This window comes from Nonomuraea longicatena, from assembly GCF_039525605.1.
Lineage (GTDB): Bacteria > Actinomycetota > Actinomycetes > Streptosporangiales > Streptosporangiaceae > Nonomuraea > Nonomuraea longicatena.
Genome location: NZ_BAAAHQ010000004.1, coordinates 285,042 through 304,051 on the forward strand (window position 1 = coordinate 285,042; position 19,010 = coordinate 304,051).

Sequence of the window (19,010 nt, forward strand, 5' to 3'; positions counted from 1 at the left end):
CCCCTCCGCCATTTCGACGAAGGGGACTTTCGCCAGCTTGCGCGGCGCAACGGGACTGGTCACCCGTTGCGCGCTCAACTGTTCCCACGCGGTTCTTTCCGCGTCCAAGGGACGACCTCCAGCTCTCGCGGCCGATCAGTGATTCGGGAACCTACCGAACATCGCCGACAAAATGCCAAGAACGGGGAGCCTGGCCCGAGGAACCCTCGATGATCTTGGCGGCGGGCGCGTGTCACGGCCGCCGCCGGACCCTGCCGGATCTTGTATGGTGGCCCGTCATGACCGAAGGCCCCTCCCACCTCGCCGCCACCGCGACCGCCTACGACGCCGTCGCCGCCCTGTACGCCGACCTCTTCCGGAACGCGCTCGACGACCAGCCGCTGGATCGCGCGCCGCTGGACGTGTTCGCCGAGTTGGTGCGGACCACCGGCGGCGGGCCGGTCGCCGAACTCGGCTGCGGCCCCGGATACGTGGCGGCCTACCTGCGGAAGCAGGGATTGGACGTCTTCGGTCTCGACCTGTCGCCGGTGATGATCGACCTCGCCCGTGAGGCGTACCCGGAGCTGCGCTTCGAGGTCGGCTCGATGGACGCCCTGGACCTCGCCGACGGAACGCTGCGAGGCATCGTGTCCTGGTACTCCCTCATCCACACGCCCCCGCAGGACCTGCCCGCCTACCTCGGGGAGTTCCGCCGCGTGCTGGCCCCGGGCGGCCATCTCCTGATCGGCTTCTGCGAGTCCGAAGGAGAACCGGTGACCCCCTTCGACCACAAGGTGACGACGGCCTACCGCTGGCCGATCGACGAACTGGCCGCTCTGGCCCACGCCGCCGACTTCACCGAGATCGGCCGAATGCTACGCGAGCCCCAGGCGGAAGGCCAACGCTTCCGCCAGGGCCGCTTGCTGATGCGCCGACAGTGACCCGTTTCAGCGGCCCAGGCCGTGAGCCGTTGTCGGACTCGGCTCACGCTTCGCCGGGGACGGCGGCCAATGACTCGCGAGTGTGCCCGAAGGCGGCGAGCACGTCGTCGAGAGGGATCCGTTCGCCCGTGTCCGTGGCCAACCGGGCGAGCACCAGCGCCAGATCGGCCGCAGCCTCTTCCGACCCCTGGAATCGGCGAATGCTCATGACAGCCACCACCGGCTGGCGCCGACGGCTGACTGCCACGTCAGCGCCTCATACCGCATTGGCGCCGCCTCGCTGGGCTGCGTACGCGTGAACATCGACTCCTCAATCACGAACCGCATTATCGAGGCGCGTGGCAGCATTGTCACTGGTCCCTGTTGGCCGCCGCCGCTCGCTCCATCAGCAGGGTGCGTTCGCGGAGCGTCGGGGCCAGGCCGGCCGCGCGTTCGAGTTCTTCAGCCGCCTCGTCGCGCCGTCCCAGCTTCAGCAGCACGTCCCCTCGCACCGCGCCGTACAGGTGATAGCGCGCCATCCGGGGCTGCTCCCGGATACCGTCCAGTACGGCCAGCGCCGCGTGCGGCCCGTCGGCGTGCAGGAGCGCCACCGCCCGGTTGAGCTCCACCACAGGGGACGGCGCCAGTTGCCCGAGCGCGTCGTACAACGCGACCACGGCATCCCAGTCGGTGTCCTCGAACCGGTGGGCCCGCGTGTGACAGGCGGCGATGGCCGCCTGCACCGTGTACGGCCCCAGCGGTTTGCCCGCCCGGCGGGCCCGGCCGAGCGCGGCCAGCCCGTGCGCGATCAGCGTCCGATCCCACCGGGACCGGTCCTGGTCCTGGAGCAGGACCGGTTCCCCGTTCGGCCCGACGCGGGCGCGGAAGCGCGAGGACTGCAGCGCCATGAGTGCCACCAGCCCGTGCACCTCCGGCTCGCGCGGCATCAGCCCGGCCAGGACCCGACCGAGGCGCATGGCCTCCTCGGTGAGGTCCCGCCGGATCCACTCCTCGCCGGACGTGCTCGAATACCCCTCGGTGAAGATCAGGTAGACGACTTCGAGCACCGCGGACAGCCGGTGCGGCAGTTCGTCGTCCCCCGGCACCTCGTACGGCACCTGCGCCTCGGACAGCGTCCGCTTCGCCCGGCTGATCCGCTGCCCCATGGTGGCGGACGGCACCAGGAACGCACGCGCGATCTCCTCGGTGCCGAGCCCGCCGACCAGGCGCAACGCCAGCGCCGCCCGCGATTCGCGCGGCAGGACCGGATGGCAGGCGATGAAGATGAGCGACAGCAGATCGGAGTCCTCGCCACCGGGTTCGGCGGCCACTTCGGCGTACTTCTGGTCGCGCAGCCGCTCCCGCCGGATCAGATCGACGGCCCGGCGCCGGGCGACCGAGGTCAGCCAGGCGCCCGGATTGTCGGGAACGCCGTCCCGTGGCCACTGCTCCAGCGCGGAGATGAACGCCTCCTGCGCGATCTCCTCCGCCAGCCCGACGTCCTGGACCAGCCGGGCCAGGAACGCGACCAGGCGCGGGGCCTCGATCCGCCACACGGCCTCGACCGTACGTCGCACGTCCACAGGTTCAGCCCAGGTTGTCGAAGTCGGACTCTTCGTAGTACGGCCGGATCTCCAGGACCTCGCGCGTGTCACCGGTGCCACCGGGGCACTGGCGGGCCCACTCGACAGCCTCCTCCAGGGACTTGACCTGCCAGATCCAGTATCCGGCGATGATCTCCTTGGACTCGGTGAACGGCCCGTCCACCACCGAGGTCTGCCCGCCCGCGAAGACGACCTGGGCCCCTTCGGCGCTCGGCCGCAGCCCGCCTCCGTCGAGCATGACGCCCGCCTTGACCAGCCGCTCGTTGTACTCGTTCATCTCCGCCAGCATCTCGGCCGTCGGAGCGATCTTGTTCTCGTCCGCGCCGCTGACCTTGATCATGACCATGACCCTCATGATGTCTCCCTTGCCGAAGAGCGGGTGTTCTCACTCAGTACGTCGATCGGGCGTACGTCGTTTTCGACACCGGCTCAGCGAATCTCAGATTTTTTCTGGAGATGGTCGAAGATGAGCTGATCGACGGGGGAGACGCGGTCACGGTCGGCGTAGGTGAGCCAGACGACCTCCTCGATCTCGGCGGCGGGCGTGGGCGTGCCCTCGTGGTCGGCGGTGTAACAGGTCATGCGCACCACCACACCGCCGGAGTGGCCGTGAGCCTGTGCCTCGAAGGTGCCCAGATGACGGGCGGTGGCGGGCAGGACGGCGACGGCGAGTTCCTCGCCGATCTCGCGGACCAGCGTGTCGAGGTCGCTCTCCCCGGGCTCGCGCTTGCCGCCGGGCAGGTAGTAGACGTCCTTGCCGCGCGAGCGGGTGCTGAGAATCCGGCCGTCCTGTATCTCGATCCAGGCCACCTTATCGATCATGTCGGTATTTTATGGGTGGCATGCGCGCCGTACTCGTGACCTTGGTGCTCCTGGCCACGCTGACCGCCGACGTCAGGCTCGGCATGACCCCGGACGCTGCGGTGGAGGTGCCGGGCCGCTGGGCGCTGCGTTATGCCGCGCCGTACAAGGAGCAGACCTGGCACCTGGTGTCCACGTCAGGCGGTGAGATGACCCTGGCGACCCCGAGGAAGATCCTGCGATGGGACGGAGTCACCTGGCACCCCGTCCCGCACCCGTGGCGCGGCGCGCACCTCGTCGGGGCCGCGTCGGCAGGTGACACGATCTGGGTCGCGGCCACCCGCTTCGCCGACGGGGAGATCACGGCCACGCGGCTGTTGACCTGGTCGGGAGGGAAATGGACGGTGAAGCACTCGACGCCCAGCCTGGTGATCGACCTCGCCGCAGGGCCTCGTGGCGAGGCGTGGATCGCCACCCTGCCGGACAACGAGGGCGGTCGGGGGGACGTACTGCATTGGAACGGACGCCGGTGGCGATCATTCGGCTCCGAGGCCGTGCACTACCTGAACGGCATCGCCGTCGCGAACCGCGACGACCTCTGGGCGGTGACCCAGTCCGCCGGCAGGGCGCTGACCCACTGGAACGGCACCGCCTGGGCGGAGGTCCCCCACCCCTGCACCCCCGCACCGTCCGCCTGCCGGGGACTGTCGGGCATCGGTGTTCCGCGACTGGCCGCCCAGCCGGACGGCCGGGCCTGGCTCGCAGCGCCGATCTTCGCCGACGCCGCCAGCCCGAAGATCTTCCACTGGGACCGCACCCGCTGGAAGGAGGTCGGCATCTCGGCGACGTGGACGGGGTTGCGCGCACTCGCCACCGATCCGGTCGGCGGTGTGTGGATCGCCGCGAACTCCTGGCGGCGCGGGCCGTCCCTGCTCAACTTGCGCGACGGCGTCTGGCGCCGGATCGCCGTACCGGTGCGTGAGCGGGCCGAGCAGGTTCAGGGCGTCACGCCCGTGCCCGGCACCACGCGGGTGTGGGTCCACACGGGTTTCGCGAAGACGGCCCGCGTGTACGAACTTCAGGCAGGATCGACCGGATAGCGGTATCTCAGGTGCCACTGGTGGGTCGGCATGACGTACACACTGACCTTGACCGCCCGCCCGGACGCGGTGAGCCCCGCGTGGAAGATGTCGAAAACCCGCTGGTCCGGGCTCATGCGAAGGAACCGCGCCTCGTCTGCGGAGGGCGGGCGGACGAGCACGTCCTCCTGGATGGCGGCCTGCGCGTGGCCGAGCTCCTCCAGGCGGCTGCTGCTGATGCCGCCGACACCCGGGTCGGGCTCGGCGATGGGGGTGCCGTCGGCGATCGTGCGGGGGATGTAGCTGGTGACGATCTGAATGGGTACGCCCTCGGCCCGCATCCGCCGCGCCCTGACGATGACGCTCTCGGTGGCCGCGTCCACGCCGAGCACCTCGGCCACGTCCGGGGGCGGCTGGCCGGGCCCGACCGTGTTGTCCGAGGTCAGCGCCCAGTCCAGGTGGCTGAGCTCCGCTGCCAGCGACCCCCGGACCCCGCCTTCTTCCCGATGTGTACGGCCGTGCCGAACGGCGGCGTCCCGCAGGATGGGCGGCAGCCGGTGCACATAGGTGCCCACCCCCATGTGCACGTACAGCAGCCCTTCGGCCTTGAGCACGTTGAGCGCCTTGTTGACCACGGCCCGGTGGACGCCGAGATCCGCCGCGAGCCGGTCTTCGTTGGGCAGCAGGGAGCCGCGCGGATACACGCCTTCGTGAATACCCTGGCGGAGGTGGTCCGCCACGTCGCGGTAGCTGCTGGGGCTCATGGATTCACCATAGCGAAGTATGTACTACCAACTTGGCGCAGTATGTAGTACATACTGGTTATGGCGCCCTTGTCTCGGCCGATCGGTGTGTCGGCCTGGTCAGAACAGTACGTACTCCGCGTCCAGTCGGACGGTGAGGTCCGTCATCTTCGGGGTGTAGGCGGCGTAGAAGTCCTTGCCGCAGTCGAGGTTGGCCATGGCGTGCTTGACCTCTTGGGCCAGATGTGGCCTGGCCTGGTCCGCCGTCAGCCTGGGCATCGGGAATGGGGCCAGTCCCTCCCGCTTGGCGAACGTCTTCGCGTCCTTCTCCCCCTGGGCGCGGCCGAGCCTGGCCAGTTCCTTCGTGACCTGGAGTTCGCCGACGTCCTTGACCTCGCTCGGCTTGGTGTTCGTGACTGGGTACCCCTTGGCCTTCAGGCAGTCGGCCATGGAGTTCGCGAGCCGGAGCAGTTCGGGGTCGCTGTTGATCTCCTGCCCGACCAGCGTGTCCCTCAGGCTGGCCCGCTGGTTGTAGTAGTCCATCGGGCGGTCGATGTCCTTGTCCAGCACCTGCTTCACCGCCTTGGCCGTGCAGGCGAGGTCGGCCTTGTTGTACTGGTCGTGCTGTGCGCTCGACAGCGAGTCGGTGATCTTCGAGTTCGGGTTCTTCTCCCTTTCCGCCGTGGCCACCGAGAGGCCGATCTCGCCGGGGTAGATGTACTCGGAGAAGATCCCGAAGCCGTACTTCTCCCGGTGCGCCTTCATCGCCGCGTAGTCGCCGCTTTCCAGCTTGACCTCCATCGCGGTCTTCTTCTTCTCCGGCGGTACGTACGGGATGTACTTGAAGCCCTTGCCCTTCATGCAGTCGGCCTTGGCGGCCTGTACGGCGGCGGCCTTGTTCTCGGCGGAGGTCTTGTTCTCGGTGGTGGCCGACGCCGAGGGGGGTGTCGAAGGCGCGGCGCCGCCGGTCGTGCTCGTTCCGCACGCGGCCAGCACGAACAGGGCGCACGCGACCGATGACATGGCTCGAATCAACATGCCGGGCACCATAGTACGTTCAATGTAGTATGGTCAATGAGGCTAGAACCCCACGGCTGACATGATGAACTCCGCCTCCAGCCGGGTGGAGATATCCGTCGTCTTCGGGGTGTAGGCGGCGTAGAAGTCCCTACCACAGTGTGGCCGGTCGCCGGACCGCGAGCAGCATCAGCCCGGCGAGCACCAGCGCGTACCCCGAGATCACGGCCGCCGGGGTGGTCCAGCCGTACAGGGCCCGCTCGACGAGGAACGACGGATGCACCGGCAACAGCGTCATCTCCCCGAACTGCCGTCCGCTCGCGACCGCCAGCGCCTTGAGGCCGACCAGCGCTGTCAAAGCCGCAGCGGTACGGATCCATCCGCGCAGGATCGCGAGCACCGATAACGCCGAGAGCGCACTCCACATCGGGAGCGCGCCGGCGTACGGGAGCAATGTCATGAAGTTCGACATCGCGACCACCGTGACGCCGAGGTGCACGCCGTCGACCCAGGGTGAGCCGGTGGCCAGCGCGACCGCTCGGGTCCGCGCCCCGCCGAGCAGCAGCCCGACGGCCTCCCGGAGCGGCGGCCGGGTGCGTCCCGGCGCGGTCGACTCCACCAGTACGTCGAGGAGTTCGTCACCGTGGTCGCGCCGGTAACCGCTCGGGTAGGCGAGCAGCAGCCGGCGGTAACGGCGTTCGAGCAGGGGGACCGCCGTCATCCGGCGGCCTCACGCAGCACGAGCGCGGCGGCGGCGCGCATGCGGCGGGCCTCCGCCTCGACGATGCCCTGGCCGTCGTCGGTGATCCGGAAATAGCGGCGGTTGCGGCCGTTGACGACCTCTTCGCGGTCGACGGCGATGACGCCGCGTTCGTTGAGGCGTTCAAGGATGCCGTACAGCGTGCCGACGGACGGTTTGACCCGGCCGCCGGACAGGTCCTGTATCGCCTTGCTGATCGCATGGCCGTGCAACGGCCCCTTCAGCAGGGCGGTGAGCACGAAGTACATCGGCTCGCTGACTTCAGCGCTTCCCCTCGGCATAAGAGACAAGCTATTCCGTTGAACGGAGCGTAGGCAACGCCGGGCCGCCCTTTATGGGATATCTTGCCGTCCGGTTCCCCGTGGGATCGGCGCTGAACGAAGGTCTACCCGATGGAACCGACGTGACCGCGTGTGTTTCGTCTGATCTAGGTGTGTGTACGGTTGATCCCGGTTGGGGGCACGCAGGCGGAGAGCGCACGGGTCAGCCGCTGGACCCGGGAATCGCTCCCCGGTGGGCCCAGGTAGGACGTCGAGGCGGTGAAGCCGAACGCGAGCCGGCGAGCGGGATCGGCGAAGGCCGTCGCGCAGCCGAGGCCGTGATGGCCGAACGCCGCGTCGCCGGAACCGTCCAGGCCGGGTGAGAGAACCTCGAACCCACGGCTGAAGTGCTGCTCGATCGCCATGGCCGGTGCGCTGAGCACGACGTCGGGCCCTTCGGTCCGCGAGCTGGTGAGATCCCGCAGCGTGTGCGCCGAGAGCGCGGTCAGCAACCAGGCGTAGAGACGGGCCAGACCCCGGGCGTCGGTGTAGCCGTTCGAGGCGGCGATCGGCAGGCCACGCAGGACGGGATCGCGGGGCAGGGACAAGGCGTCCTCCGGCAGCGCGCCGTTGAAGGTCACCGCGACGTCGGCGTGCGGCCCCACGTACTGCGACAGGTCCATCTCGCTCGGCGGGCCGACGTCGTGGGGACCGTACCCGGACAAGTCCGGCGGGAAGTGCGCGGGGATCACCTCGATGAGCCGGCTCCCGCCGTCCTCGGGCAGCCCGAGCGTGAAGTCCGCGCCTGCGGGCACGGCGATCTCCTGGGAGAAGAACTCCGCCAGTCCACGGCCGTCGACGCGGCGCACCACCTCCCCGACCAGCCAGCCGTAACTCTGCGCGTGGTATCCGTAGGCGGTGCCCGGCTCCCACGCCGGGGTGGCGGCGGCGAGTGCGGCGCAGACGGCGTCCCAGTCACCCACTTCCCGGGCGGACAGAGTCACATCAGGGGCCAGCACGCCGGCCTTGTGCTCCAGCAGCCACCGCACGCGCGTTGCCGACTTCCCGGCGGCACCGAACTCGGGCCAGTATCGGACGACGGGCGCATCGAGGTCGAGCAGTCCGCGCTCGACGAGCAGGTTCGCGCACGCCGCGACGGCACCCTTGGTCGCGGAGAACACGCACTGCACGTCCCCGGCCCGGCGGCCCGAACGCAGGTCCACGACGCATTCGCCCTCGACGTACACGCAACAGTCCGCGGACTCCTGACCCTCGGCCCCGACGGCGGCCTCGAACGCCTCTCGGACGGGCTCATACCCGTCGGCCACCGTCCCTTCGACCTGCACGGTCATGTCGATCCCTTCTATGTCGCCGTCGTTCAGCTCTGTCAGGGGATGACCTCGACCTCGATGCCCGGCCACAGCGCCAGCAGCGGGGCCGGGTCGAAGGTGAGCACCGGCAGGCAGCGGCGCCGGGCCGCGTGAACCACACTCGCGGCCGTCACGTGCTCGGCGGTGAAAGGGGCCGCCGAGCGCAGCGCCTCGGCGACGTCGGGCGCGGTGTGGGAGGTCAGATCGTCGACCAGCGTCACGTCCTCCATGCGCAGCAGCGCACCGAGGACGGGCGCGGTGTCGGCCGGAAGCTGGGCCAGCGCCGCCGCCAGCGCCGGAGCGGTGACGACGATCGGCACCACGTACTCGGTGTGGCCGACCCGGGACCAGACGGACGCCTCGACGTACGGCGAGCACCGGCGACCCCACGCGACCAGTGCGCTGGAGTCGAGGACCCGGCCGATCACGCCGCGTGATGGTCGCGGTCGGCGGCGAACTCCTCGTCGCGCAGCCGAACCAGCTCCATCAGCTCGGTCGGGGGCTCCGCGCCCAGCACCTCAAGCAGTAGTTCGAGGTTGGCGAGACGGTGCTCCTCGGGGTAGGGCACCTGCTCACGAGCATCCATAAGCCCAGCGTACCGGCCATGTCGCGGAGCGTGCCAAGAATCCGCCAAGAGATCGGGCTTGACCTCAAGCGAACGTGAGGTAGCACCCTGGAGGCATTCACGAAAAGGGAGTGTCACGATATGCGAGCGATTCAGGTTCATCAGTTCGGCGGTCCGGACGTCTTGGTCCCTGCGGACCTTCCCGACCCGACCCCCGGCCCCGGGCAGGTCGTCGTCCGCCTGGCGGCGGCCGATGTGATCTTCCTCGACACGCTGCTGCGCGGCGGCTGGGGCGGCGACTACTTCCCCTTGAAGCCTCCGTACGTCCCCGGAGGCGGCGGCGCGGGCCGGGTCGTGGCCGTCGGCGACGGCGTCGACCCCGACTGGATCGGCCGCCGCGTCCTCGCCAGGTCGTCGGCGGGATACGCCGAGCTGATCACCACGACCGTCGTGGAGATCGTCGAACTGCCCGACGACATCGATTTCCCCGAGGCGGCGGCGATGCTGCACGACGGCGTGACGGCACTGCTTCTGCGGGAGGCCGCCGGAGAGTTCCCCGAGGGGACGTGGGTCCTCGTGACGTCCGCGGCCGGTGGGGCCGGATCGCTGCTCGTGCAACTGCTGCGGGCCTCTGGCGCGCGCGTGATCGCCGCCGCGCGCGGCGAGCGCAAGCTGAACCTCGCTCGCGAACTGGGCGCCGAGGCCGTCGTGGACTACTCGGAGGCGGGCTGGCAGACGCGGGTTCGCGAGGCGACGGGCGGTGCGGGCGCCCACATCGTCTACGACGGCGCGGGTGGTGAGCTGGGGCGCGCGGCCTTCGAGGCCGTGGCCGACGGCGGACTTTTCCTGACCTACGGGACGTCGAACGAGGACTTCACCGTCATCGACCCGAAGGTGCTGGAGGCACGCCGGGTGGACTTCAAGAACCTGCTGGAGGAGGGCAGCCCCGACAAGCCCGCCGTCAACGCCCTCATGACGGAGGCCCTGAGACTGACGGCCAAGGGCGACATCCGTCCGGCGATCGGCGCGACCTTCCCGCTGGAGCGCGCCGCCGAGGCCCACGCCTCCCTGGAGGCCAGAAACACGGTCGGCAAGTCCCTGCTGCTCATCACCTGAGATCGCAGGTTCGCGTACGGCAGCGGACACGGCGCCTACCCTTCCGGGCTGGGCTGAGCCGGGAGGAGTGAGTACTCACTCACCCGGTAGTGGCCGCTCACTCACCTTGGGCTGCCGGGCAGGGGTTTCCGCGGTCGGGGGTTATCGGGCGGCGTTACGGCGGGGTGGGGGAGCGGTGCTGGGCGCGGGAGAGGCCGGGCGTGGCGGCGGCGGGGCGTGTGGGCGGGGGCTTGCCGTAACGGGGAGGGTGACAGGCGCAGCACCGTCACCTGCGGTTGAGGGCCTGTTCCAGGGTGGCGTGCACGTAGTCGACCTCGGCCGGTGCGTTGTCGATCAGCAGCGCGGTGCACAGTCCGTCGGACACCGCGACGAGCGCGGCGACGGCCACCGGGTCGTCCGTGCACTGCCCGCCGAGCTCCGCGATGTTCTCCCGCCAGCGCCGCGCGACCGTGCGCAAGGCGGGCCGCCGGCCGGCGAGGGTGGACAGCTCGCGCTCGGCCAGCGTGAGTTCGCGCCCCGCCCCGGCCGACTCGACGATGAGCGCCGCGAGCCCGCGCAACTTGTCGTCGTGGTGGTCGATGATGTCGCGGATGCGTGCCGTGTACGTGTCCGCGACGCTGGTCAGCGCGGCCACGAGCAGGTCGTCGATGGTGTCGAAGTAGTACGTGCTCAGGCTGACCGGAATGCCGGCCTCCTTGGCGACCGTACGGTGGGTCACCCCGGCGGCCCCGTCCCGCTGGACGACCGCCAGAGTGGCCTCGATGATCTCGGCCCGGCGCTTCTGGCCTCTGGCCCTGCGTCCGTCCATGATCCCAGGTTAGACGACCGTCACGGCTGGGATTCCCCGATGGGACGGATGTGCCTGAGCATGAACAGTCCCAGCACCGTCACGGCCAGGATCGCCGCTCCGACGCTGAGGGAGGCGACGTTCAGCCCCGCGACGAACGCCTCCCTCGCCTGCTGGACGGTGTCCGCCCGGCCGGCCGCGAGCGCGCCGTCCAAGCTGGCGGTGATCCGCGCGGCGACCTCGGGCGCGACCCCTTCGGGGGCCTGCGCGAGCGATCGGTAGACGGCCGTGGACAGGCTGCCGAGCAGCGCGACCCCGGCGGCGAGACCCAGCTCCTGTACGGTCTCCGACAACGCCGCCGCCGATCCGGACTTCTCCGCCGGAGCCACCCCGACCACGATGTCGGTGCCCAGCGCCGCGATGGCCCCCAGGCCCAGGTAGACGAAGCCGAACCCGAGCACCACGGTCGTCGCGTCGCCGACCTCGGCCGTGGCGAGCAGGCCGTACCCGATCAGAGAGATTCCGAGGGTCGCTCCCATGACGGTCCCCGGACGGATGCGCCTGGCCACGATCGGCGCCCCGATCGCGGCGACGAACATCGCCAGCGCGGGCAGCCCCATCCACAGCCCCGCCACGGCGGGCGACAGCCCTTCCACGAGTTGGAGGAACTGGGTGACCAGGTACATCGTGCCGCCCACGCCGACCAGCCCGACCAGCAGCACGGTCAGGGCGGCGGAGAAGGCCCGGTTCCTGAACAACGTCATGTCCAGCAGCGGCGAGGCCAGCTTGAGCTGCCTGCGCACGAACACCGTCCCCGCGATCACGCTCGCCAACACGAGTACGGGCGTCAGCGCGTCGACCCCGTGCGTGGCGCCGCTCTTGATCGCATAAACCAGCGGCAGTACGGCGACCAGCGACAGCACGACGCTGACCGGGTCCAGCCGTCCCTGCCCGGGTGCGGCGTACTCGGGCAGCAGCACCGGCGCCAGGGCCAGCACGATCACCGCCACCGGCACCGCGATCAGGAAGGCCGCCCCCCACCAGAACCCGTCGACGAGCGCGCCGCCCACCACCGGCCCGGCCGCCATGCCCAGGGCGAACATGGTCGCCCACACGCCGATGGCGACCGCCCGCTGGCGTACGTCGGCGAACATGTTGCTGATCAGCGACAACGTGGACGGCATGAGCGTCGCGCCCGCGATGCCGAGCAGCGCGCGGGCGAGGATGAGGAGCCCCGCGTCGGGAGCGAACGCCGCGATCACCGATGCGACCGCGAACGCCGCCACCCCGATCATGAGCAGGCGCCGCCTGCCGATCCGGTCGCCCAGCGTTCCCATGGTGATGAGGAAGCCGGCGATGAGGAAGCCGTACGCGTCCATGATCCAGAGCGTTTGCGTGGCGCTGGGTTCGAGTTCGGCCGCCATGCTCGGCATGACCAGGTACAACACGGTGACGTCGAGGCCCAGCAGCACGGTCGGCAACGCCAGCAGCCCCAGCCCCAGCCACTCCCGGACGCCGGCTCGCTTCTCTATCTTCATAGTTGAACGTTAGTACAATTTATACCATCGTTCAACTATTGAGATCGACCGCTCTGGCGTCGCCTCACCCGACGTCGTCGGCGCCCTCACCGCCGCCGCTCACCTCGCGCCCGTCACGGTGGCCGGACCCGTCGCCCCGGACGACATCGCCGGACGCTACTGGCGCCTGCACACCCAGCCCCGCGACCAGTGGCAGCAGGAAGTCCTGCACAGCGGACAATAGGTTCACGTCCTGAGGCAACCTCACGGCGTACTCGCGCATGAGAGCGGTCATGCAGAGTGAGATCAGGATCGTGATGGAGGACCCACCGGCGGATATCGCCGCACTGTTCACGGCCCACCGTCTCGACCTCGTCCGGTTCGCGTTTCTCCTGGTAGGGGACCAGGAGACAGCCGAAGACGTGGTGCAGGACGCTTTCACGGCCGTGCACCGCCGCTGGCGGCGGCTGGCCGACCACGATCGGCTGCTGCCCTACCTCAGAACCTCGGTACTCAACGGCTGCCGCGCGGTCCACCGCCGACGGGCCGTCGCCCGGCGATTACGTGTCGACAAGGAAGTGCCGTTCTGGTCCGCCGAGGACCAGGTGTTGCTGGGGGAGACCCGGCGTGAGGTGTTCGCGGCGGTCAGCGGTCTCTCGCGCCGCCAGCGGGAAGCGGTGGTCCTGCGCTACTACCTCCACCTGTCCGAGGCGGAGACGGCGGCGGTGATGGGAGTCAGTTGCGGAACGGTGAAATCCACCGTTTCCCGTGCCCTCAGGGCGCTCGCAGTGAAACTCGAGGAGGGCCGATGATCAACCGGATCGAACAACGACTTCAGGACGCTTTCACCGCCGGCGCGGAACTCGTCCGCCCTGAGACGCTGCGCCCGGCCGACGCCGTGCCACGCCCGCGCCGCCGCAGGATCCTCGCTCCCGCCATGGCCGCCTTGGTCGTGGTGGCGCTGATCGGCCTCGGCATCGAGGATGGACCAGACACCCCACCTCCGGTGAGTACGGCGGCAGGCGGCCCGCGCTTCCTGCTGACCGCCGGGTCGGACGGCCTGGCCGTCCGCGACGCGCGCACCGGGAAGATCACCGACCGGGTCGTGCTGCCCCCGGCACTGCCCCCGGAGGAAATCCCCGAGGCGGTCCCCAGCGGCTACCTGCTCACGGGAACCGGGTACGGCACGACGTTCTTCGTCGGACAGAGCATGATGTCGCGCACGACGCCGAAGAACATCACATGGTTCCACCGGCTGCGGGTGGACGATCACGGGAAAGTCGCCGAACTGACCAAGGACGTGTTCTTCGCCGCGTTCGGAGACCGAGTCACCTCCATCGCGGTGAGCAGCGACGGCACCCGCCTGGCCTACAGCCAGGACCACAAACTGTGCGGCACCGACATGGACAGTTGCCCAGGTGCACGAATCGTGGTCACGGAGCTGTCCGGCAGGTATACACGGACCTGGACGTCGAAGGGTTTCGGCAACATCTGGAGCCTGTCCTGGGCGGCCGATCACCGGACGCTCGCGTTCGCGGTCAAGTCAGAGATCCGCGCCTTCGACACGGCCGCCTTCGAGGCGACGCTCAGGACGAGCCGCGTGGTGGTACGCGACGTGGCCACGCCGACGGGAGTGGCGATCAGCCCGGACGCCCGTACGATCCTGGTCGGCAGAGCCTCGTCATCCAGCGACCGACGATCCTCCATCGAGGAGCACGCTGTCGCGAACGGCCGCCGGATCCGCACGGTGTACAGCACGAACACCGCCGCCCGATGGACCCTCGTCCGCTACGACGTCAGCGGACGACACCTGCTGATCAAGGACACCGTCCACCCACTGACCAGATTGGACGGCAACCGCACCACCACCCTGTCGCCTGCGGACTCACTGCTCGCGACCTGGTGAACGGAATCACGGCGCGGGCGGATTCCTTTCGATCGTTCCGGCCGCTCCCACGGACTGCCGCCATTCCAGAGCCTCCGCCGTGTCACGGTACTCCAACAGGTGTTGACCGGCGATTTTCCGGAGCAGGTCGCGGACTTCCGCAGGGGTGGCATGGAAGAACTCTCGCCGCAAGTTCACCTTGTTGAGACGCCGGTCGTTCAGTTCCGCGTGTAAACGACCCTCCAGCCCCACGGCGTCCTCGCTGAAAATCAGCGCATGGGTGTCGAATCTGAACGGCACAGACGCGTCGCCCAGCTCGCGCACACGATCCTCCGGCTCCAGCCGACGGGTCATGCCGATCTTCACCACGTTGTCGCCGAACGCGCCGATGTTGGAGATGACGTACACGTATCCGGCTCGGACGTTCGCCTCGCGCGATTCGACGTCCGCGACCGCCGCGCCGATCTCGTCCAGCTTCGCCTTCAGCTCTTCCACGCTTTCAGCGGATGCCGTGCCGTTCTTCAGCAACTTGGCCAATGCCGACCGGTAGTGAGCTTCCTCCTTCCGGAGCCGGGTCTTCTCCCGCTCGAACTCGCGACGCGCGGCTTCTTCCTCACGCTGCTGCTCCCGCTGCGCGCGGATGAGTTCCTTCTCCTCTTCCTGCTTTGCCAGATGGTCTGCGGTCAGCTCCAACTCGTGCACCCGCGTACGGTGGTAGTCCGGATGGACGTGGATCTGCATCGTGCGGCCCAGCTTCACGATGGTTTCCACAGCTTTCTCCAGCCGGTCGACAGCCGACTGGAGTTTGTACGGTCGCATGGTCCGCACACAGTTGTCGGCCTCGGCGTTGTAGGCGCGTAGCATCAACTTGGAGAAATCGCGCACCATCTTGCGTCCCTCGGACGCGGACCCGTTCACCTGCCAATTGGTGGCACCGACGACGGCGCGGCCGGCTTTGGCCATCTCCTTGATGTGCGCCTTCACCTGGGTGAGCCGTTCCTTGTAGGCCACCGCGTCGCTCAGCGGATGCCGGTATTCGTAGACACCCACTTCCTGAAGCAACGCGGTCTCTTCCGTCTGCACGATCCGCTGCTCTGCGTCGTGTAGGCGTCGTTCGGCGCCGTCGATCGCCGAACGCAGTCCCACGTGTTCCTGGTGCAATGCCTCGTTCATCGCTGCGATGCGCATGGCATCCATGCCGCCCAGGCGTTCCACCCACTCACGTAACTGCGCGTTCTCCTCCTCCAACCGCTTCTTCCCGCCGAACAGGCCGCCGCCTTTCCGGTCCGGAAGTTGAGGCACGACCGGTTCGGCGACCCAGAACTCCCATCCTGACGGGGGCGGCGGCCACGACGGATCCGGCTGCCACCCCTGCGGCGGTTTCCATCCGCGAGGCGGGACCGGCCAGCCAGGGGGAGGATTGAACCGGGTGTCGGCCACAGGCGCTCCTTGCATTACGGGGATTGCCGTATATAGGAGAGATAGCTATGAGCGCCAAAGGGTTACACGAGTGGGCTGCCGGTACCGGTGGCCGTTGCCTCGGAAGTGACCTGTCCAGGGTCTCCGTAACCAGTGTCCGGAGACCCCTTCGCCTTGGGCTATCTGGCGTAGCACATCGACTTGTCACGCTGCTCGCTCGTGCACTTCTGGTTGATCACAATGTCCACGCCCGGCATGTCCTTCGCCGCTTCGGCCACCGGGCTCCAGTCGGCGTCCGGCTTCAGTGTCAGCCGGAATGATTCCGGCAAGTCGTTGACAGTGACGGCTCTGGCCACCTCGGGGTTGCTCCCGTATGCCTGGAGGAAGTTCTTGTAGGCAGTCTGAGCGTCCTCGAAGGTGATCGACATGATCTCCGGCCTGGCCTCCAGGGCTCGCTTGAGGTCGAGGATCTGCGAGGGCGTGACGGCCTTCCCTTCGGCGATGACCTCTTGGGGGGAATCGACGGTGCCCTCCCCGGATCCGAGGACCGCGCCGCACGAGGGGGACGGCGAGCCTGCCTTGCACAGGAAGACCGCGATCGTCGGCTTGCCCGCCGTCCAGTCTCCCGCCATGAACGGGGACACGCCCGCTGCCAGTACGACCGTCTCCTCGTCGGCCGGCGTCAGTGTGACAGCACCGATGGCTCCGGCGATCGCCAGCGCGGCACCGATGACCACGAACCGGGCCGGCACCCGGAACCGGCGCCGCTGCGTCGGCACCAATGGCCGCAGGCTCGTCCGATCGACTGTGTCTCCGGCTGCGACGAGGGCGTCCCTCAGCCGGGTCTCCACGGAATCGTTCACGCGTCCTCCCCAAGTGCGTGGCCGAGGGCCTTGAGCCCCCGGGCGATCGTGGACCGCGCGGTGCTCCCGCCGATCCGCATGGTTTCGGCGATCTCCTGGTCGGAGAGATCGAAGTAGTAGCGCAGTGTCAGTGCCTCGCGCTGCCGTCGGGGCAGCCGGCGCAGCGCCGCCAGCACCATCCGGCGGTCCTCGCTCACCAGCGCGGTGCTTTCGGCGGACCCGACCGGCGGCTCGTACGGCACGGCCCGCCGCAACATCAACGCCCTGCGCCTGAGCGTCGATCGGCAGCCGTTGAGCACACCCGATCTGATGTAGGCGAGAGCGCGGTCGGGATCCCGAATCCTGGCCCTTCCCGCGTGGACCCGTGCGAACGTCTCCTGGACCACGTCCTCGGCGGTCGCCCGATCACCTAGCATGATCAGCGCCAGCCGGACGAGACCCTGATGGTGGGCGGCGAAGATCGCCGCGACATCCACCCGTTCTCGGGTCAGAGGCTCTCCATCGGAGAGCAGTTCGACTCTCATGTCCCAGAGACGCCCGGCCGCCCGGTTTGCTGCTTGCCCCGACTCACGAATGTTCAGAGCAGGCCGTGGTCGCGGGCGTAGATCGCGGCCTGGGTGCGGTCGCGCAGGCCCAGTCGGGTGAGGATGCGGGAGATGTGGTTCTTGACGGTCCCCTCGCTCAGGAACAGCCGCGTGGCGATCTCCCGGTTGGTGGCCCCGTGGGCGACCAGGCGCAGGACCTCGACCTCCCGAGCCGTCAGGGTCTCATCGGTCCGTCCCTCCTCACGCCCGGCCAGCGCCGCCGCCAGCCGGGCCGTGGCGGCCGGGTCGAACTGCGCCACCCCAGCGTGGGCCAGCCGTACGGCCGCGGCCAGTTCCCGGGCGGGCAGGTCCTTCAGCAGGTATCCCACGGCGCCGGCCCGCAGCGCCCTGACCACGTACTCCTCGTCGTCGAACGTGGTCAGCATCACCACCGAGCACCCCGGCACCCGCTCGCGCAGCGCCGCGACCCCTTCGACCCCGTCCATCTCGGGCATCCGCACGTCCATCAGGACCACGTCCGGCGCCAGCGCGAGCGCCCGTTCCACCGCCTCCCGGCCGTTCGCCGCCGTTCCCACGACGACGATCCCGTCCTGGAGCGCCAGCAGTGACGCGATCCCCTCCCGCACCAGAAGCTGATCGTCCACGACCAGCACCCGCACCGCCTCGGCAGCGCCCACCCGGCCTGTCATGACGGCGGAACCGTGGGAATGGTGACCGTCAGGGACGTCCCGCCGCCCGGCTCCGAGGTGATCGTCAGCCGGCCGCCGGCGAGTTCCACCCGTTCGCGCATGCCGAGCAGCCCGAACCCCTCGCCTCCGGAGTATCCGCGTCCGTCGTCGGTGACGACGAGTCGCGCCCCGTCCGGCTCGAAGTGGGCCGTGACGGACACCTGGCGGGCCCGCGCGTGTCGCCTGGCGTTGGTGACCCCCTCCTGCGCCGCCCGATAGAGCGTCATGAGGAGGGTTCTGTCGTGCTCGTCCTCCTGGCCGGTGATCGTGACGGAGGTCGTCTCGGAGGCCAGGGCGCGCAGCGCCTCCGAGAACCTGAACGGCCCCGCGTCCTCCCTCAGAGAGCGGACCGACCGGCGGACGTCGTTCAGCGCCCGCCGCGCCGAACCGTGCGCGTCCGCGACCGCGCGGTCGGCGACGCCCGCGTCCAGGTCCCGGTAGGCGCTCGCCTTCTCCAGGAGGACGATGATCGCGGTCAGGTGGTGTCCCAGGTCGTCGTGGATGTCACGGGCCAGACGGGTGCGTTCGGCCTCGGCGGACAGTTCGGCGATCCGTTCCGAGGACGCCGTCAGCCGGGCTCGGGCCCGGCCCTCCTCGACGGCGACGGCCGCCATGGTCACCGTCAGGATCAGGCTCATCGTGAACATCAGCAGGTCGGACAGCCGCTCGACGTCGGCGTACCAGCGCGGGTCGGCGATCACACCGGCCGCTCCCGCGAGTACGGCACAGGCGGCGGCCAGGGCGACGGCCACCGTACGGCCGAAGGCGAAATAGGCCGTGAACGGCACCAGGACGAACAGGGCGCGCGACAGTCCGGAACCGTCGGCCGTAGCGACGCCCGCGAACAGGGCGATCCGGGCGCACAGTAACGCGGCGGCGGGCCCCCGTGGCGTACCGGCGGGGAAACGGCGGAGCTCGAAGAGCTCCAGCCCCGTGAGTGCCGCGAGCCCGCCGACGAAGAGCACCGGCTGGGTCGCGCCGAGCCCGAACAGCCAGGCGTGCAGCCCGGCCACCAGCACGGCCGCATAGAGTACGGGCGCCACCCACGTCAC

The 19,010-nt window shown here is 69.3% G+C and carries 24 protein-coding genes; 5 read left to right on the forward strand and 19 right to left on the reverse strand.

Features of this window, described 5'->3' with window-relative positions:
- Window positions 1–278 precede the first annotated feature (278 nt).
- Window positions 279–920: a class I SAM-dependent DNA methyltransferase gene (locus ABD120_RS06620; RefSeq protein WP_343948801.1), complete on the forward strand. Its 642-nt coding sequence runs from the start codon at window positions 279–281 to the stop codon at window positions 918–920.
- Between the two features lie 43 nt (window positions 921–963).
- Here ABD120_RS06620 and ABD120_RS06625 read toward each other — a convergent pair whose 3' ends face one another.
- From ABD120_RS06625 to ABD120_RS06640, 4 genes are all read right to left on the reverse strand, one after another.
- Window positions 964–1,128, reverse strand: coding sequence for a hypothetical protein (locus ABD120_RS06625; protein ID WP_343948802.1), 165 nt, complete (start codon window positions 1,126–1,128; stop codon window positions 964–966).
- Between the two features lie 142 nt (window positions 1,129–1,270).
- Entirely contained in the window at window positions 1,271–2,482 is a 1,212-nt protein-coding gene (locus ABD120_RS06630; protein ID WP_343948803.1) for an RNA polymerase sigma factor, read from the reverse strand.
- Window positions 2,483–2,486: 4 nt separating this feature from the next.
- A complete protein-coding gene (locus ABD120_RS06635) occupies window positions 2,487–2,858 on the reverse strand; it encodes a YciI family protein (protein ID WP_343948804.1) in 372 nt (123 codons plus the stop codon).
- Between the two features lie 74 nt (window positions 2,859–2,932).
- A complete protein-coding gene (locus ABD120_RS06640; protein ID WP_343948805.1) occupies window positions 2,933–3,325 on the reverse strand; it encodes an NUDIX hydrolase in 393 nt (130 codons plus the stop codon).
- A 20-nt stretch (window positions 3,326–3,345) separates the two neighbouring features.
- Between ABD120_RS06640 and ABD120_RS06645 the strand changes: the two genes are divergently transcribed.
- Window positions 3,346–4,404, forward strand: a complete 1,059-nt coding sequence (locus ABD120_RS06645) for an NHL repeat-containing protein (RefSeq protein WP_343948806.1) — start codon at window positions 3,346–3,348, stop codon at window positions 4,402–4,404.
- Here the strand turns inward: ABD120_RS06645 and ABD120_RS06650 are convergent.
- From ABD120_RS06650 to ABD120_RS06680, 7 genes are all read right to left on the reverse strand, one after another.
- Window positions 4,383–5,147: a GntR family transcriptional regulator gene (locus ABD120_RS06650; protein WP_343948807.1), complete on the reverse strand. Its 765-nt coding sequence runs from the start codon at window positions 5,145–5,147 to the stop codon at window positions 4,383–4,385. The genes ABD120_RS06645 and ABD120_RS06650 overlap by 22 nt on opposite strands.
- A gap of 99 nt (window positions 5,148–5,246) precedes the next feature.
- Window positions 5,247–6,164, reverse strand: a complete 918-nt coding sequence (locus ABD120_RS06655) for a hypothetical protein (protein WP_343948808.1) — start codon at window positions 6,162–6,164, stop codon at window positions 5,247–5,249.
- A gap of 130 nt (window positions 6,165–6,294) precedes the next feature.
- Entirely contained in the window at window positions 6,295–6,864 is a 570-nt protein-coding gene (locus ABD120_RS06660; RefSeq protein WP_343948809.1) for a hypothetical protein, read from the reverse strand.
- Window positions 6,861–7,184, reverse strand: coding sequence for a PadR family transcriptional regulator (locus tag ABD120_RS06665; RefSeq protein ID WP_343948810.1), 324 nt, complete (start codon window positions 7,182–7,184; stop codon window positions 6,861–6,863). The genes ABD120_RS06660 and ABD120_RS06665 overlap by 4 nt, the downstream gene beginning before the upstream one ends.
- A gap of 146 nt (window positions 7,185–7,330) precedes the next feature.
- On the reverse strand, window positions 7,331–8,515 hold the full coding sequence (locus ABD120_RS06670) for a serine hydrolase domain-containing protein (protein WP_343948811.1): 1,185 nt from the start codon (window positions 8,513–8,515) through the stop codon (window positions 7,331–7,333).
- A gap of 35 nt (window positions 8,516–8,550) precedes the next feature.
- A complete protein-coding gene (locus ABD120_RS06675; protein ID WP_343948812.1) occupies window positions 8,551–8,961 on the reverse strand; it encodes a hypothetical protein in 411 nt (136 codons plus the stop codon).
- Entirely contained in the window at window positions 8,958–9,119 is a 162-nt protein-coding gene (locus ABD120_RS06680) for a hypothetical protein (RefSeq protein ID WP_343948813.1), read from the reverse strand. The genes ABD120_RS06675 and ABD120_RS06680 overlap by 4 nt, the downstream gene beginning before the upstream one ends.
- Window positions 9,120–9,239: 120 nt before the next feature.
- Between ABD120_RS06680 and ABD120_RS06685 the strand changes: the two genes are divergently transcribed.
- Window positions 9,240–10,214, forward strand: coding sequence for a zinc-binding dehydrogenase (locus tag ABD120_RS06685; RefSeq protein ID WP_343948814.1), 975 nt, complete (start codon window positions 9,240–9,242; stop codon window positions 10,212–10,214).
- A gap of 265 nt (window positions 10,215–10,479) precedes the next feature.
- Here the strand turns inward: ABD120_RS06685 and ABD120_RS06690 are convergent, their stop codons facing one another.
- The 3 genes from ABD120_RS06690 to ABD120_RS06700 all read right to left on the reverse strand — a co-directional run bounded on the left by ABD120_RS06690 (window position 10,480) and on the right by ABD120_RS06700 (window position 12,813).
- Window positions 10,480–11,022, reverse strand: a complete 543-nt coding sequence (locus tag ABD120_RS06690; RefSeq protein ID WP_343948815.1) for a TetR/AcrR family transcriptional regulator — start codon at window positions 11,020–11,022, stop codon at window positions 10,480–10,482.
- Window positions 11,023–11,042: 20 nt separating this feature from the next.
- Window positions 11,043–12,539 carry an MFS transporter gene (locus ABD120_RS06695; protein ID WP_343948816.1) on the reverse strand — a complete coding sequence of 499 codons (1,497 nt, stop codon included), beginning with the start codon at window positions 12,537–12,539 and terminating at the stop codon, window positions 11,043–11,045.
- Between the two features lie 64 nt (window positions 12,540–12,603).
- Entirely contained in the window at window positions 12,604–12,813 is a 210-nt protein-coding gene (locus ABD120_RS06700; protein WP_343948817.1) for a hypothetical protein, read from the reverse strand.
- A 22-nt stretch (window positions 12,814–12,835) separates the two neighbouring features.
- Here ABD120_RS06700 and ABD120_RS06705 point away from each other — a divergent pair, with 22 nt between their 5' ends.
- Together ABD120_RS06705 and ABD120_RS06710 are read left to right on the forward strand one after the other, a co-directional pair.
- A complete protein-coding gene (locus tag ABD120_RS06705; RefSeq protein WP_343948905.1) occupies window positions 12,836–13,330 on the forward strand; it encodes a SigE family RNA polymerase sigma factor in 495 nt (164 codons plus the stop codon).
- Window positions 13,327–14,424, forward strand: a complete 1,098-nt coding sequence (locus ABD120_RS06710) for a TolB-like translocation protein (RefSeq protein ID WP_343948818.1) — start codon at window positions 13,327–13,329, stop codon at window positions 14,422–14,424. The genes ABD120_RS06705 and ABD120_RS06710 overlap by 4 nt, the downstream gene beginning before the upstream one ends.
- Before the next feature lie 6 nt (window positions 14,425–14,430).
- Here the strand turns inward: ABD120_RS06710 and ABD120_RS06715 are convergent, their stop codons facing one another.
- The 5 genes from ABD120_RS06715 to ABD120_RS06735 form a co-directional block, all read right to left on the reverse strand.
- Window positions 14,431–15,843 (reverse strand): SNIPE associated domain-containing protein, encoded by a 1,413-nt coding sequence (locus tag ABD120_RS06715; RefSeq protein WP_343948819.1) that lies wholly within the window; start codon window positions 15,841–15,843, stop codon window positions 14,431–14,433.
- 158 nt (window positions 15,844–16,001) lie between these two features.
- On the reverse strand, window positions 16,002–16,685 hold the full coding sequence (locus ABD120_RS06720) for a permease-like cell division protein FtsX (RefSeq protein ID WP_343948820.1): 684 nt from the start codon (window positions 16,683–16,685) through the stop codon (window positions 16,002–16,004).
- On the reverse strand, window positions 16,682–17,209 hold the full coding sequence (locus ABD120_RS06725; protein ID WP_343948821.1) for a sigma-70 family RNA polymerase sigma factor: 528 nt from the start codon (window positions 17,207–17,209) through the stop codon (window positions 16,682–16,684). Before ABD120_RS06725 ends, ABD120_RS06720 begins: the two co-directional genes overlap by 4 nt.
- Window positions 17,210–17,262: 53 nt before the next feature.
- Window positions 17,263–17,919: a response regulator gene (locus ABD120_RS06730; protein WP_343948822.1), complete on the reverse strand. Its 657-nt coding sequence runs from the start codon at window positions 17,917–17,919 to the stop codon at window positions 17,263–17,265.
- Window positions 17,916–19,001, reverse strand: a complete 1,086-nt coding sequence (locus ABD120_RS06735) for a sensor histidine kinase (RefSeq protein WP_343948823.1) — start codon at window positions 18,999–19,001, stop codon at window positions 17,916–17,918. Before ABD120_RS06735 ends, ABD120_RS06730 begins: the two co-directional genes overlap by 4 nt.
- Window positions 19,002–19,010: the final 9 nt, after the last annotated feature.